Annotated in this window: 13 protein-coding genes; 5 read left to right on the top strand and 8 right to left on the bottom strand. The window is 54.1% G+C overall.

Features of this window, described 5'->3' with window-relative positions; genetic code table 11:
• Nucleotides 1-20 precede the first annotated feature (20 nt).
• The 3 genes from KK062_RS02880 to KK062_RS02870 all read left to right on the top strand — a co-directional run bounded on the left by KK062_RS02880 (nucleotide 21) and on the right by KK062_RS02870 (nucleotide 1869).
• Nucleotides 21-611 carry a TetR/AcrR family transcriptional regulator gene (locus KK062_RS02880; RefSeq protein ID WP_254082723.1) on the top strand — a complete coding sequence of 197 codons (591 nt, stop codon included), beginning with the start codon at nucleotides 21-23 and terminating at the stop codon, nucleotides 609-611.
• A gap of 131 nt (nucleotides 612-742) precedes the next feature.
• Nucleotides 743-1276 carry a YceI family protein gene (locus KK062_RS02875; protein WP_254082722.1) on the top strand — a complete coding sequence of 178 codons (534 nt, stop codon included), beginning with the start codon at nucleotides 743-745 and terminating at the stop codon, nucleotides 1274-1276.
• Between the two features lie 23 nt (nucleotides 1277-1299).
• Complete coding sequence (locus tag KK062_RS02870) at nucleotides 1300-1869, top strand: NADPH-dependent FMN reductase (RefSeq protein ID WP_254082721.1); 570 nt, start codon at nucleotides 1300-1302, stop codon at nucleotides 1867-1869.
• Nucleotides 1870-1918: 49 nt separating this feature from the next.
• Here the strand turns inward: KK062_RS02870 and KK062_RS02865 are convergent, their stop codons facing one another.
• Nucleotides 1919-3322 (bottom strand): RtcB family protein, encoded by a 1404-nt coding sequence (locus KK062_RS02865; protein WP_254082720.1) that lies wholly within the window; start codon nucleotides 3320-3322, stop codon nucleotides 1919-1921.
• A 169-nt stretch (nucleotides 3323-3491) separates the two neighbouring features.
• Here KK062_RS02865 and KK062_RS02860 point away from each other — a divergent pair, with 169 nt between their 5' ends.
• Entirely contained in the window at nucleotides 3492-5231 is a 1740-nt protein-coding gene (locus tag KK062_RS02860) for a WCX domain-containing protein (RefSeq protein ID WP_254082719.1), read from the top strand.
• Nucleotides 5216-6100, top strand: a complete 885-nt coding sequence (locus KK062_RS02855; RefSeq protein ID WP_254082718.1) for a cyclase family protein — start codon at nucleotides 5216-5218, stop codon at nucleotides 6098-6100. The genes KK062_RS02860 and KK062_RS02855 overlap by 16 nt, the downstream gene beginning before the upstream one ends.
• Here the strand turns inward: KK062_RS02855 and KK062_RS02850 are convergent.
• The 7 genes from KK062_RS02850 to KK062_RS02820 are packed head-to-tail and all read right to left on the bottom strand — an operon-like array spanning nucleotide 6097 to nucleotide 15795.
• Nucleotides 6097-7218: a mechanosensitive ion channel family protein gene (locus KK062_RS02850; RefSeq protein ID WP_254082717.1), complete on the bottom strand. Its 1122-nt coding sequence runs from the start codon at nucleotides 7216-7218 to the stop codon at nucleotides 6097-6099. The genes KK062_RS02855 and KK062_RS02850 overlap by 4 nt on opposite strands.
• 46 nt (nucleotides 7219-7264) lie before the next feature.
• On the bottom strand, nucleotides 7265-8410 hold the full coding sequence (locus KK062_RS02845) for an MFS transporter (protein WP_254082716.1): 1146 nt from the start codon (nucleotides 8408-8410) through the stop codon (nucleotides 7265-7267).
• Nucleotides 8411-8461: 51 nt separating this feature from the next.
• On the bottom strand, nucleotides 8462-9613 hold the full coding sequence (locus KK062_RS02840; RefSeq protein WP_254082715.1) for a VWA domain-containing protein: 1152 nt from the start codon (nucleotides 9611-9613) through the stop codon (nucleotides 8462-8464).
• Complete coding sequence (locus KK062_RS02835; protein WP_254082714.1) at nucleotides 9613-11895, bottom strand: DUF5682 family protein; 2283 nt, start codon at nucleotides 11893-11895, stop codon at nucleotides 9613-9615. The genes KK062_RS02840 and KK062_RS02835 overlap by 1 nt, the downstream gene beginning before the upstream one ends.
• On the bottom strand, nucleotides 11892-12974 hold the full coding sequence (locus KK062_RS02830; RefSeq protein WP_254082713.1) for an ATP-binding protein: 1083 nt from the start codon (nucleotides 12972-12974) through the stop codon (nucleotides 11892-11894). The genes KK062_RS02835 and KK062_RS02830 overlap by 4 nt, the downstream gene beginning before the upstream one ends.
• A 14-nt stretch (nucleotides 12975-12988) precedes the next feature.
• Complete coding sequence (locus KK062_RS02825; RefSeq protein WP_254082712.1) at nucleotides 12989-14485, bottom strand: DUF5691 domain-containing protein; 1497 nt, start codon at nucleotides 14483-14485, stop codon at nucleotides 12989-12991.
• Entirely contained in the window at nucleotides 14482-15795 is a 1314-nt protein-coding gene (locus tag KK062_RS02820; RefSeq protein WP_254082711.1) for an SWIM zinc finger family protein, read from the bottom strand. Before KK062_RS02820 ends, KK062_RS02825 begins: the two co-directional genes overlap by 4 nt.
• Nucleotides 15796-15838 lie beyond the last annotated feature (43 nt).

Raw genomic sequence — 15838 nt, 5'->3', positions numbered from 1 at the left:
TAGCATTAATAAACACCACTATGGGCATTATCGAGCGCCGTCAACGACAAAAAGAGGAAGTGCGCGCCTTGATTCTGGAAGCCGCCTGGAAAATCGCGCGGGAAGAGGGGTGGCAGGCACTGTCCATCCGGAGAATTGCCGATGCCATTGAATATAGCATACCCGTTATTTATGCGCATTTTGCCAATAAGGAGGCCATTTTATCGGAATTCACCCGTCAGGGCTTTACGATGTTGGCGGACCGTCTGAATGAAACCAAGACAACCCAACCCGAGCCACGTCAGCAGCTGGAAGCTATGTCCCAGACGTACTGGGACTTCGCATTTGAGCAGAAGGAATACTACCAGCTTATGTTTGGTTTGGGCATCCCAGCATGCGAAACCGTTCGAAATTCGCCGGAATTGCAACAATTATCGGCTATTATGATTGACAGTATTGGCAAGGCCGTGGCCAGCGGCCCTTACCCCAATGCCGATGCTTTCTTGAAATTCCACACCTATTGGTCCATTTTACACGGTTTAGTGTCCATTCAGATGATTAAGCGTGATGCTGATCCACTAGGTCAGCTTATCCTAAAAGATGCTGTCGCTGGTTTTATCAAATCTCTGTAAATATTCCAGGCATAACATGAACTAACACTGTTATATTTTGTTTTAATGTTATAAAACGCTGGAAAGCCGCTGATCAGAAAGGTCAAAAAGCATTAAGCGTCAGATAATCAAAACATTAAACATTTTCTAACATGTCAGCAACTACCTGGTCTATTGACCCCCTGCACTCTGAAGTGCAATTCAAGGTAAAACACCTTGTCATCTCAACTGTAAGCGGATCGTTTACCAAATTCCAAGGCTCCGCCACCACGCAGGGTGATGATTTTGAAAACGCCGCCATTGAATTCTCACTGGATACGGACAGCATCTCAACCCACCAGGCACAACGCGATGAGCACCTGCGCTCACCGGAATTTTTCGATACCGCTACCTATCCCACGATCAGCTTCCGCTCGACAGGCTTCAAAAAAGTAAGCGACGACCAATATGCGCTCACCGGCGACCTGACAATGAAAGGCATTACCAAACCCATCACACTGGATGCTGAATACGGTGGCACCGCGAAAGATCCCTGGGGCAACATTCGCCACGGCTTTGAAGTGAAGGGTGTTGTAAACCGCAAGGAATTCGGATTGACCTATAGCGCCCTGACAGAAACCGGCGGCCTCGCACTGGGCGAAGACATTAAATTCGTCGCGAACATTCAAGTCGCTAAACCGGCTTAATATCTTACCCACGCTCCTGCTAAATGTATACTTTAAAGATTATTAATTCGACGGTACGTCCCGGCCGTAAGGGACCAATTATAACTTCGTGGATCGCTGACCTGGCGCGTGCGCACGGTTCGTTTAACGTGGAGGTGCTGGACCTCGCCGACATCAATTTACCTTTGATGAACGAACCGGCCCATCCATATTTCCGTCAATATCAACACGACCATACCAAACAGTGGAGCGCCCTGATCGATCCCGCGGACGCCTTTATCTTCGTGACGGCGGAGTATAATTATAATTATCCCGCAGCGCTGCGCAATGCGTTGGAGTACCTGTCACATGAATGGGCCTATAAGCCCGCTGGCATGGTGAGTTATGGTGGTCTGTCGGGCGGTACGCGTGCGATCAACGGCCTGAAGGCAGACCTGTCGACGCTCCGCATGGTGCCGCTGATGGAGATGGTCAGCATTCCGTTCTTCAACCAATATATTTCTGAAGACGAAAGGTTTGTACCGACAGAATCTACCACCCAGTCAGCCGAGGTACTCCTGAAAGAGTTGACCCGGTGGACGAAGGGTATGAAATTGATTCGCGAAAACAAGTAATGTAATGAAAAAGGCAGGCGATACACCTGCCTTTTCATTGCTCCTTTTCTTAATCTACTTCCTGGAAGCGCTCGTCGCCGCACATCCGTACGATACGCGGCATAAACGTTCCCAGTGTATCCACCAGGTCTTTCTGGTACTCCATTACCTGGTGTATATCTTTATACGCCATCGGCGCTTCGTCCAGGCCTGCTCCGATCAACTCCACGCCTTCGTGCTGCAACATTGCCTTTACCGCTGCCGGTGAAATGCTTGCCTTGGCCTTCGTTCGCGACATTAAACGGCCTGCACCGTGCGATGCCGAGCTGATGGATGCCGCGAGACCTTTACCGCGGACGATAAAGCCCGGGGACGCCATGGAGCCCGGTATAATTCCGAGTACACCTTTGCCGGCCGGCGTCGCCCCTTTACGGTGCACAATGATCTCACGGCCCTGCGCGTCTTTTTCTTTCCACGCAAAGTTATGGTGGTTCTCAATCATCGCGAGCGGCGTCTCACCCAACGCCACCGCCAGACGGTTGTGTATCTGGTGATGGCACGCCGAGGCATAGTCACCCGCCAGGTTCATGGCCAACCAGTATTCCTGTCCGGCCTCGGTATCGAGGTCAAGCCAGGCTAAGTGTTTCGCTTCGGCCGGGAGCTTGCATAGATTCATTGCCACATCGGTATAGTATCGCGCGATGTTAGCCCCCAGACCCCGCGAACCCGAGTGCGACAGCACCGCCAGGTATTGCCCTACCGGCACGTTCAGCTCATTTATAGCGTTCGTGATCTCTACCACACCAAACTCCACGAAGTGGTTACCCCCACCTGAAGAACCGATCTGCTGCCACGCACGATCTTTCAATCCGCGCAGAATATTCAGGTCTTGAAACTCTTGTCGGTCAAAAATGGCGTCCTCTTGTGGCTTTTTAAAGGTCGCTATACCGAACCGTGTATTATCCACCAGCATCTTTTTAAAGGAATCGGTCTTTTGCTGTAGCATGGCGGCCGGCATCGCATACAGCGTCATGCACATACGGCACCCAATATCAACACCTACGCCATACGGAATGACAGCGTTGTGTGTCGCCAGCACGCCGCCGATGGGCAAACCGTAACCCTGGTGTGCGTCGGGCATCAACGCCCCACCTACTGTTACCGGCAGTCGCATCGCGGTTTGCATCTGGCCAATGGCCCCTTGTTCAATACCTTCTGCACCGTAGACCGTATACGCCTTTTGCGGCTCGAGTGCAATGATAGGATCTACCGGTTGCAACAGCTGGCTGGCCACTACTCCAAAATTTACGTCGTGTTGATAGGCTTCGGGGTCGGTTATTACCTTTTTCAAAAGTGAAAGCTGATCGGCTACCGGCAGGGTACTGAAATCCTTTTCCATTACCTGCAGGGCAAGGCCCAATGCTTTTCCTTCCTGGAATCCTATACCTTTCAGATCGTTGCCTGTTAAGCTCATAATTGTGCTTGTTTTACGTACGACAAATATCGCGATCTCCCGGCAAAGGTGTTGTTGTAAACCTTCTACCTGAAAACCCGTTTGATGATGCAAAGCTGAAGGACCTCTGCGCAGCCTTTTTGCGTAGTGAAAAATTTGCCGTTCTTTAATTAAAAAATCCGAGGTCACTATGCCTGTCAATCGCAATGCCCTGATTCGTTTTCGCACGATCGACACTTGCCTGCGCAACCGGTACCGTCGCTGGACGCTGGAAGACCTGGTCGACGCTTGCTCCGAGGCGCTGTATGAATACGAAGGAATCGACAAGGGCGTAAGCCGCCGCACCGTACAAATGGACATCCAACTGATGCGCAGCGACAAGCTGGGCTACAATGCTCCCATTGTCGTACTGGAAAAAAAATTCTATACCTACGAAGATCCCGAATATTCCATCACCAACAGTCCGCTGACCGACGATGACCTGGGCCGGCTTACCGAAGCGGTGGAAATTCTGCGTCAATTTAAAGGCTTCAGTCACTCTCAAGACCTGGGCGGCATGGTACAGCGACTGGAAAACAAGATCCGTTCCGCCAAAACGAACCAGGCACCGGTCATTGACTTTGAAAAGAATGATAACCTGAAAGGGCTGGAACACATCGACACGCTCTACAGGGCCATCCTTAACAAATGCGCTGTTGACCTGACGTATCAGTCTTTTAAAGCCCGGGAGGCGTCGGTCTTTCACTTTCATGCGTATTACCTCAAGGAGTATCGCAACCGTTGGTTTGTACTCGGTGTGCGGAAGCGAGGTGAGCCGTTACTGAACCTGGCGTTGGACCGGATCATTGCCATTCAGGATTGCAAAGTAAACTACGTCACACCCGCTAACTTCAACCTGCACGACCACTTCCAGCATGTAATCGGGGTGAGCGTAAGTCCGGGTCTGCCGACGGAACGTGTCCTGCTCAAGTTCGACCGGCAAACACTGCCCTATGTGCAAACCAAACCGCTGCACCACTCGCAAGAGATTGTCGAGTCCTCTACCGGCGAGCCGCTCGTGTCACTGCAAGTTCAACTCAATTTTGAATTGGAGCGCGAGCTGTTGGGGTATGGCGACCGCGTGCAAGTATTAGAACCGGCACGTTTAAAGCGACGCATCCGCGAAATCCTGACCAACGCGCTGGATTCCTATATCTATGAATTTAACACCAAGTCGCTGCAGAACAACCTGCAACGGTTTATCCACCGCGGCTCAAGCACGCTCCATCATATATACCGCCGGAAAGAAGTCGACAAGATCCGGAATACCCTTTACCTGTATCTGAAGGCCGCCGGCGAGGGCACTGACACATACGCCATCCGGCATGTGTTGAAGGAGATTCCTGCGCTCAAACAAATGCTCTTTACACCGAACCTGTTGGAGGTATTAAAGAAGATAAATCCGAACTTGTTCCTAACCAAAGCTATATTCTTTGACAAGTCGCCCGACGCAAACTGGTATGTAACCTGGCACCAGGACATTACCATTAACGTTGCCGAAAAGATCACGACAGAAGGCTTCACCGGCTGGACCCGCAAGAACGATGTACACGGCGTTACCCCACCGGAAGAGATCTTAAAAGATACCGTCACGCTGCGCATTCACCTCGACGACACCGACGAGACAAACGGCGCGCTACAAATATTGCCCGGCTCCCATCATAAGAAGCTGTCGGATGATGAGATCAAATTCCTGACGCAAAACACTGTGCCCCAATGCTGTGATGTACCGGCGGGTGGTGTGCACGTCATGCGGCCGTTGCTGCTGCACGCGTCGTCAAAAGCCACACAAGGCAAACACCGGCGAGTGATACACCTCGAATTTAACAGTACGACATTGCCCAACGGTTTAACATGGGCGGAAAAATATGACTTATGGAAAAACGCGTAGCATTCGACTTTGAGATTTTCTTTACCAATGGCGGCGGTATAAAAGGAGAAGGATTCCGTCTGGACATTGCCGGCGACGACATCAGCGATCAGGCCCTGGCCGACTACATTGTAGCGGATATGCGGCTGCTTATGGTCGGCGAGACGAAGATTCTCAACAAGCAGATCGTGACCGAGCCACACAAACGCAAAGCCGTGGACGCTACGCGCGGGCCGTTACTCATCGACCTGAGCCATACCATCGAGCACGGCCTGGTAACATACAAAGGGCTTCCCGCCCCGATCATCTGCGACTATCTCAGCCGCGCAGAATCGCGGACGCGCTACGCGCCGGGCACAGAATTTCAAATCGGGAAGATTGAGATGGTTACAAACACCGGTACATACCTGGATTGCCCCTTTCACCGTTTTGAGCATGGCAAAGATCTATCGGAGATTACCCTGGAGAGCTTTACCGACCTGGAAGGTATTGTCATTTCCGTGCCCTACACCGAAACACTCGCCGTCACACTCGACCACGTACGCAACCACGAGATCCGTGGCAGGGCCGTGTTAATCCATACCGGCTGGGCTGAACATTGGAATACCTCCATGTACTACGAGCACCATCCCTACGTAACGGCGGAGGCCGCTGCGTACCTGCGTGACTGCCACGTAGCGCTGGTGGGTATTGATTCGCACAACATCGACGATACTACTGGCAACGATCGACCCGTACACACGACGTTGCTGGAAGCCGACATCCTCATTGTCGAGCACCTTTGCAATCTGCACCTGCTGGCGCACGAAGGCTTTACCTTTAGCGCGGTGCCACCCAAGTTTAAAGGTGTGGGGACTTTCCCTGTACGGGCGATGGCCAAGGTGCGCTAAGGTCTATTGTATGAGCTCTTCAGATCTGCTTGATTCACGCTGCTTTCATCCACACGTCGCTTCGGCAATGCATCAGGGTAGTGCTGGGTAATGAAGGCAATGATGCGCTCGCGCACAATACAGCGCAGATCGAAGGCATTGCCCGAGGTAGCCGCGCTAATCAAAATACGTAGCTGCATGGTTGTTTCTGTCGTGTCTGTTACTTGTACCACAGCGGTGCGGCCGTCCCATAGTGTTTTTGCGTCTTCCTGTGCCAGGATCTTTACCAGTTCCAGGCGCACGGCGTCTACGGGCAGCGTGTAATCTACCGACAGAAACACGGTGCCCAGCAGATCGGATGATGTACGTGTCCAGTTCTGGAAGGGTTTTTCCAGGAAATATGATATCGGTACAATCAGGCGGCGCGAATCCCAAATGCGTAACACTACGTACGTGAGCGTGATCTCCTCTACGCGCCCCCACTCTCCCTCGACAATTACCACATCGTCCAACCGGATCGGTTGTGTAAACGCTATTTGTAAACCTGCCAATAAGTTGGCAATGGACTTCTGCGCAGCGAAACCGATGATTACACTGGCGATGCCCGCCGAGGCGATCAGGCTCGTGCCCAACTCGCGCACACGCGTAAAGCTCATGAGCATGACCGCCAGGGCGATAAGCCCGATAAACAACGTGCCTATCTTTTGAATAAAATCAATTTGCGTGCGAATCTTGCGTTCATTGAGGTTGTTGGCCATCTGTATATCGAAACGCTCGTATAACGTATCACGCACAAATTCCGTGATCTTGATTAGCAATCCGGCTAACGCAGCGATCAGTAACAGATACGTGATCTTATTCACGTAATAATTGCTGATGTTGTGAAAATACATGAACCGCTGTGCCACGATCAGGCCGATGACGGCGATCAACAATCGAAACGGAACGCTGAGGCGTTTATGGATGAGTGCGTACGACGATCCCGATATGCGTTTTACTACCACCGACACCAGCTTAAATAGCAGATAGCTTGCGAGAAAGACGCCGACTACAGTGCCCAGTAGGATGAGCACATTGTAGACGTCGTGTTTAAAGTGAGAAAACTGTGCGGTGAAATCCAGCATGATGATAGAACTCATTATTGCGAAATTGTGTAGCGTAAAAAAGAATGCCGGGGGTAGTAGATTATGTGTCGAGTGAGCGCTGATGGCGGAAAAACCGTTGCGAGATCGGTATCAGCATCAAGCCGGAAAGGCCGAAGGCTACAAACGATACACGAAGACCAAATGCGTGGGCGATATACCCAATAAGTGGCGGGCCAATAAATACACCGGCGATGCCATAGGTGGTGATGATGGAAATTGCCATGCCCGGGGAATATTTGCGTGAGCCCGAGGCCAGGGTATAGGTCAGGGGAATAACCGCCGCCGTGCCCAGGCCTACAAAACAGAATCCGATTAGCGAAGGCCAGAACATAGGGAACAACACCGCCAGCGCGATGCCCATCACGACAAGTGAAGCACTCATGATATAGGTGCGGGTCATGCCAATCGCCTCCACGATGCGGTCAGATGCAAACCGCGATAGCGCCATGCAAATCATAAAGCTTAGATAGCCCAGGGTGAAAATCTTTTCGTGCACAACTTCTTTGAAATATATACCGCTCCAATCGAACATGCCGCCTTCGCACACAGAAGCGAAGAAGACCATCAGGCCCAGGTACATAATATAGGGATCGGGCTTGCTCAACACAATGCGGTTGCCTGACGTAGCGCGGTCATTCCGGATCAGGAAGCGATAAGCATACGCCGTCACCAGCAGTGCGACCACGGCCACACACGACAGGTGAATGTTCATCGGCACATCCCACGCCACGAGCGCAGTCGTAATGCCAACACCTACGATACCGCCCGTGCTCCACAAGCCGTGGAACGAGCCGTTGATCTTGCGTTGAAAAAGTTGCTGCAGGGCGAGCGCCTGGGTGTTGGCCGAGATGTTGAGCATACGCAGGCTAAAGGCAAAGAGGCAGATCGATGCGACCAGGGCCACGCTGGTGGAAGCCCAACCGATGCAGGCGAGCGCAACCGATAGCATGATGAATCCTGCGACCAAAGGAATGCGGCTGTCGTAACGCGACACAAGCCAGCCAGAGATCGGCAGGCCGATGAGGGAGCTGATCGGCATAAAGATCAGAATGGTGCCCAGCTCGGCTTCGTTGTATTGAAAGGTCGTCTTGATCGTCGGAATGCGCGACGCCCATGTCGAAAAACAAATGCCCGATAGAAAAAAGAAAACGCTTAGAAAAACCCGATTCTTATCCTTTGCCTCCATGCTCATCATTCCGGCGCAAATATCCGGCCTGGGGGCATAATATCCAATCGCTTAGTGTTTTGTTACCAGCTCTTCCTTCGCGGCCCACATACCAATGTCCTGTTTGCTCAGCGCCGCCGCCATCAGGTCCGGAAATTTGTCGGGTGTACACGCAAACACCGGTATGCCCAGCGTCGCCATATAGGCTGCATTACCATGATCATACGACGGTGCACCTTCGTCATTCAGCGCCAGCAGCACTACTACCTGTACACCGGCCTCCACCAACGTGCGGGCACGTTTGCGCATTTCCGCGGCGTCACCGCCTTCGTACAAATCCGTGATCAGCACCAGTACCGTATCGGCAGGCCGTTGAATGATCTGCTGGCAGTAGGTCAGGGCACGGTTGATGTCGGTACCGCCACCCAGCTGTACACCAAATAACAGCTCTACCGGGTCTTGCAGCTCATCCGTCAGGTCTACTACGTTGGTATCAAACACGACCATGCGCGTCTGAATGGCCGGTATAGATGCCATTACGGCACCGAATATACCGGAGTAGATTACCGAGGTGCCCATGGAGCCACTTTGGTCGAGACATAATACAACATCCTTCAACGAACGCCGCCGCTTGCCATACCCAATGCGTTCTTCGGGTATGATGGTTTTATACCTGGGCTGATAGTGTTTCAGGTTTTTGAGTATGGTGCTATGCCAGTTAATCTCGTTATGTCGCGGCCGCCGGTTACGTGCCGCGCGATGCAGGCTGCCGGTAATGGCTTGCTGCGTTGGCTGCTGTAGTTTTTTCATCAGCACCTCCACCACCTGGCGTACAACCTGGCGGGCGGTGTCTTTGGTCTTTGCCGGTATGACGTGGCTCAGCGTCATCAGCGTCGCCACCAGGTGTACATCGGGCTCGACATTTTGCAACATTTCTTTCTCCAACAGCATCGACGTGAGGTTAAGCCGCTTGAAGGCGTCTTGCTGCATCACGCGCACCACCGTGTTGGGAAAATAGGTGCGGATATCGCCCAGCCAGCGGCTGATGTTCGGCGACGATGGCCCGAGGCCGCCCTGTCTTTCAGCATCATATAGTGCTTCCAGGGTTTGGTCGATCTGCAGGTTTATACCTGTCAATGTTACGCCTGTGCCATCGTTGTCATTTCCACCGAGCACCATGCGCCACCGCTCCAGGTGTGTCGTCGTTTTTTCGTTCTCTTCCATCAGGGTAATAAAGCTGGTTCATCTGTTGCTATACCGCTGCGCTGCAGGCCCAACAATTGGAGTACGACCGGCAGTCCTTGCCGAGCACGCGTGGGATCGAGCGCGGTAGTATCAAACGCCGCGGCGGGTGCCGTGCCCGCGTCTTGCTGTCGTGCCTTCTCACCGATCTTGCGCCGCTCCGCATGCGAGAACTGCGAGAACGTCCGCCGCATGAGCGGCAGCAACGCCACAAAGTCCGGCTCCTGCAGGTCGCGCACCCAGTGATTGACCAGACTCCACAGACGTTGATCGAGTATCAGTAGCGAGCCGCTGCCTTTGAGAAATCCTTCAATCCACGAAGCCGCTGCCGCCGGGTTCTCCGCCCGGGAGAGTGTACGCGAAAAGCGTGTCTCTAATTCCTCATCGTCAATCACCTTTGCATCCGCCAGCAGTCGCGTGCTATAACCCGACACCAGCGGTGCGGCCTGGCTGTGGTCAGCAATCTGTTGCAATGTCTCGTACCAGGCTTGTCGCTGCTCGGGTATATCCAGCAGGGCGATCGTATCACTTAACTGGTGCAGGTGTACCGTGATGACGGTCGCAGCGTCTTCGTCGATCGACACGCACGCCGGCGGTAAGCTTACGTATACGCGGGCGATCATGGACTGGAGAATTCCGAGTAGCATCTCCTGGTCCGTCTGGCGTACGTTACCGTAGCGCGATGCGGTAGCCAGAGAAGGCAGCACTTCCAATAGCTGTAGCACGTCCCCCGTCGCCGCCGCGAGACCGTCGATCCGCGCAATCAGCGCCTGCGTGGCGCGGGGGAGCTCCGCGGGTATTACTTTTTCCAACAGGCCGCTGACCACACCGAGTGTGGCCGCCTCACCTGCCTCGTTTGCTACATATTGCGTAACAGCTTCTTCAAGCGTATTGCCCCAGTTTCCTTTTTCAATAATGCGAATGGAGTATTCCGGTTCCCACCGCAGTTGCCACTGCTCTTTAAAGGTGCCTTTGCCGCGCACCTGTTGCAGGTGTCCCCAGGTAATCTCCAACAGCAACAGCCGGTGCAGAAATATACTTCGCTCCAGGTGCAGCGATTCGCGCAAGTCGAGCAGCAACTCTTTTATACCCGCCTCGGCCGGCATGCGCAGCCGCTTCTGCGTTTTCTCAACATCCTGCAGGAGCGGCGGTTTGGGAATCGCCGACGGCACTGTGCCGATCGTATCGCTTACGATCAGCGCATCGCGGATAAGCTCGAGTAAGATCGGCTCGCCACCACACAACACCGCCAGCGCGGCTTCGTTGAGCTCGTCCAGTCCGGCTTTGCTCTTGCCACGCAACGACGCCAACGATTCTGCCAGGCGCACGGCTTCGATGATGTGTGCCACCGAGGTATCGATGTCGCGGCTTCGGAACAGACGGGCGACGTTAGTCATCCATTGCGTGCCGTCATCATTCGGGAAATTCCATACATGATGATACCATCCCGGCGACAGAATGCCTGCGCCATAACCACTGGCAAACGACAGGCGGTCGTACGTCCAGGGTATCCAGGTTGTTTCGACCTTTACTTTCGTCAGGCCCTTCAACAAGGCTTCATCGTCCTTTTGTTTGGGCATCGTCTCCAATGCCGGCGCGTGCCAGGCACCACAGACCACGGCAATCTTTTGATGGCCATCTTTCTCCGCTTGCCGGATCATTTTGCGCATATAGGCTTCGCGCAGTTTCTCCATAGGGTCCGCGCGTTCGGGCAGCGCCTGCCGCAGCGAGCGCATCGCTTCGCCAACGGCTTCAAATATATCGTCATTGTTTACACGTTGTTCGAACATCTGGTCCCACCAGCGTTCGCCATCATTAAACCCGGCAGCCTCTGCCAGGTGGCGCAGCGGATCGCGATGATCCTGAAGTGCTTCGACGTTTTCTTCTTCCACGGGCGCAGTACCGGTTGATTCCAGTCCTTCGGCCGGTGGCGCTTGTTCCGATTCGAACGCAAATCGGTATACCAATGGCAAGTCCATAAACCGTACGGGGATGCTATGCGTCGCGCCATGTTGAATGGCCTGCCACTCCGGCGAGAATTCGGCAAACGGATAAAATACCGCGTGTGCCGGCTTGTCGGGTCTGAATGCCAGGATCGCCACCGGCGGCTTGAGCTCGCTGTGTTGCGACCACCGCAGCAGGTCGTCGCCTTCCTGCGGACCTTCTACCAGGACTATGTCCGGCTGCAACTGTTCCAGGAATGTTTTTACATTCCGCGCCGAGCCGGGCCCATGGTGCCGTATACCCAGGATGTGTATACTCATATACCCAGGTCGCGGCAAGCCCGGTAAATATCTTTCCACTCATCCCGTGGCTTAACCACGGTCTCAAGGTATTCCTGCCATACGATCTTATCTTGTACAGGATCTTTAACAACGGCCCCTACTATGCCTGCCGCCAGGTCGGGCGCTTTCAACGAACCATCGCCAAAGTACGCCGCCATCGCCATGCCACTGTTGACTACTGATATAGCTTCGGCCGTGCTAAGTGTACCGGAGGGCACTTTCAGTTTGGTCTTTCCATCCAGTGTGACACCGGCGCGCAATTCGCGGAAGATGGTCACAATGCGTTTGATCTCCGCTATTGCCGGTGGCTCGGCGGGTAGCTCCATAATCTTTTCAAAGCTCTGCACGCGACGGCGCACAATGTCGATCTCTTCTTCCATACTGTCCGGCAATGGCAGGATGACGGTATTAAACCGACGCTTCAATGCACCCGACAATTCGTTTACACCTTTGTCGCGGTTGTTCGCCGTCGCGATCAGGTTGAAGCCCTTCACGGCCTGGACCTCTGTACTTAGTTCGGGCACCGGCAGCGTCTTCTCCGACAGAATGGTAATGAGTGTATCCTGCACGTCGGAGCCAATGCGCGTCAGCTCCTCCAGCCGCACGATCTTACCGGCCTTCATACCCTTCATCACCGGCGTCTCGACCAGCGCCTTCTCCGACGGGCCCTCCGCTAACAGGCGGGCATAGTTCCATCCATACCGCACAGATTCTTCGCTCGTCCCGGCCGTACCCTGTATGATCATGGTCGAGTCGCCCGAGATCGCCGCGGCCAGGTGCTCCGACACCCATGACTTCGCAGTACCCGGCAAGCCGTATAACAACAAGGCGCGGTCGGTTGTCAGCGTAGCGACGGCTATTTCGATCAACCGGCGATTGCCGATATACTTCGGCGATACTTCAAAGCCATTCTTGAGCTTGCCGCCCAGCAGGTAGGTAACCACCGCCTGCGGTGACATCAGCCAGTTCGGGGGACGCTTGTCGGTATCGTTCTTTTTCAGTTCTTCCAGTTCGGCGGCAAACAGCTGCTCGGCATGTTGACGAAGGATGGTGCTCATGGTATCGGTCGTGATTAGTGTGTCTGCGAGAATGATTTTTGCAATTGTTGTTTCCAGGATACAAGCCGGTATAGCTCGTCGGCTTGTGTGCGCCAATATGGTTTTTTGGCTTCCTCCGCCGGTGCAAACGTATCGATATACGATAGCAACGCTGCCGGTATATTGTACACAGCCTGCCGGTAAAATGCACGGTTATATACATACACTTCCGAAGCGGTATACGCTATAATCGCCTTCGCCAGCGCTATATCCCACGGCTCGTCTTGCTCCAGCAACAGTTCGATGATCGCGTGCGGCTGGCGTGACAGGAAGCGGGCAGCATAGGTCATACGTTCTGCTACCGGCAGTGCTTTCAGCAATAGCACGATGGCGGAGTCGATGAGTGCCTCGTCGCCATGATCGAGCAATGCCCGTACCCAGGTAAGATCGCGGAAGGTGACGGCGGCATCGGCCAATGCCGGCAGGTAGAGGGCGGTGCGTTGCTCCTTTTGCAGTAAAGAGATGACCGCACGGGCGTCTGCTTGTTGCAGCTGCGTCTGCCAGAATACCGGCGGCACCGCCATGGCCAGTTGGATCAGGACATATTGCTGGTCGGTAATGCGTTTGTCACTGCTCAGTTTTTCAACACCGGTAGTAAAGATCTCAGGCGGTATAGCCACCGCTTCCCGTATCTCTACCGATGTTTTGTTCAACATGCCCAACAGCGCTTTGCCCGTACGCAAGACAAAGGCCTGGCGAAGCACATCCTGATACGCTGTAACAATTTTTGATCGGGGTATATGTTTTAAAACACGGGTGATTGCAGTCGTTACCTTCTGTCCCTTTTCTTGTAAACTTTCCAGCCAGGGCAAATCGGCATCCGAAGTCTGCGCCTGCAGAATGTTCAGGAACGCCACCTTATCGGCCGCACTCTCGGTTGCCCAGGTACTTTGCAGCAGCGCAAGCGCGCCGGACGCATCCGTTTGACGGGTCCGGGCCAGCAAGGTGCGGCGAGCTTCCGGTTTACCGGTCTGCCACACGGCGGTATCGTCTTCTGCCGGCGTATCGATACGCCAGGCAGGATTGAGGCGCATCAGCCACTGGCCACGATTGCCTGCCACCGCGGTAATCATCGTACGAAACTCTGGACGACGTATCGCCAGATCGAGTAATGCAGGCAAGATCTCGGGTCGCGCCAACTGGCCGGCGGCCTGACAATATTCAAGCCATAGCCGCACTAACGTATATAACTCATCCTCTATCAGCGACTGCAGCTCACTCGCCGCCTGCGACGAGCAATACGGTTTTTCTTCGGGCGCGGCCACTGACGTTACCGTCGATACCGCCGGTGGCAACCCGCCCGTCTGACCATATTGCCAAGCCACGCTGGCCAGCCGCAGAAAATCTTCCTCGGCATCAATCGGTATCCACGACAGCTCGCCGGCAATGGCTGCCGGCAGATCAGCGATCGTAAGGGGTGCACGTGCCGTGCCCAGCATTGCATGTTGTTGTATCGTTTCCCAAGGCTTCATGCCCATGCTACGTAATGTTCGTCGATCCATACACCCAGGGGCTCGAATGCCTGCGCACTACCCAAAACAAAAAGCCGCAGCGGCATGCCGCCGCTGACGGCCATTAACTTCCAGGCACGGTCGTCATTGCCTTGCAGCACCACGCCGTAGCCTTCGCCATCTTTTAATAACCAGCGGTTGTTGCTGTCGCGCACCGGCATGACGCCGTCGATGATTACCGGACTCGCAGCCACCAGGGGGTTGATCATTTGCGCTGTCGCCAGCATATCGGCTACCTCGTGCCAATTCTTTAATCCGTTCACCACACCTGGCTCAACCATACCAAACTGCTGACGCACCAACGCCCGCCGCGGCGTGGCGCCAGAAAAATAACATAGCTCCGCATCGATGCACGTGCCGGGTATGAGTGTGAGCTCAGGCACCGCGTTGCGGACGGAGAACTGTAAGATCAATGCATATTGTTGTGTCGTGGTGCCAAACAGCCATGTGCGCTCCACCGTGAGGTTGTCTTCCTGTTCGGAGCGGCGCGACAACACCATCCAGGTATCACGTATGCCGGCACCGGCTTTCACCTCTTCCTGGCTCTGGGCAAAGCCCACCCACGTACGAAGCTCTGCCTGCAGGTTTCCCGGCAGGTGGTCAAGACGGCTAAATCCTTCTATTACGAGGTATATACGAATCACTTGCTCCAGGAACACATCTCGCCAACCGTCTTGAAACCGGTTGATCTCACCGAGCTGTCGCACCATGGCCGCCAGGCCTGGAGCCTGCGCGTCGACCATTCGCCGTCCCATTGCCTCAAAGTAATTCACGTCGCGGTCCGACAAGGCATGGAGGCCATTACGAATAATATCTTTTATCCAAAGCTTCACATCGGCCATGCCTTCCTCCACGCGCTTAAGCCGTGTGGCCTGTCGCTTCGCCTGGGTCTCCGGATCGGTCTTCCCTCCCTTTTCTTTCTTCTCAATCTTTCTTTCTTCGCGTGCGGAGCGTTTGTCTAGCCAGTCGGTTACCCAGTCCGGCTCGGGCGATTCCGTGAAAAGCTTTTTATCGCGTGCATAGAGCAACATGAGGCCCAGTCCGTGCTTGCACGGAAACTTGCGGCTGGGGCATGTGCATTTAAACGCTACCGCCACCAGGTCAACCTGGGCCTGATACGGCAGCTTGCCGCTGCCCTGGCATTCGCCCCACAACGCCCGCTCACTACAAGCGCGTTTACCCCACTTCGATGCGTTTGCCAGTTCCTTTCCCGACTTTTTGGACGAGTCGTCCGGGGCCATCGCGAGAACTTGTTCCTCCGAAAAATCCATTGCTGCAAAATGATCCTTAAATGAATAGAACCGCGCAGGCAGA

It is taken from the genome of Dawidia cretensis, assembly GCF_018598175.1.
GTDB classification, from domain to species: Bacteria; Bacteroidota; Bacteroidia; order Cytophagales; family Cyclobacteriaceae; genus Ohtaekwangia; species Ohtaekwangia cretensis.
Note: the sequence above shows the minus strand (reverse complement) of the source record. Positions and strands in the feature narration are given on the sequence as shown.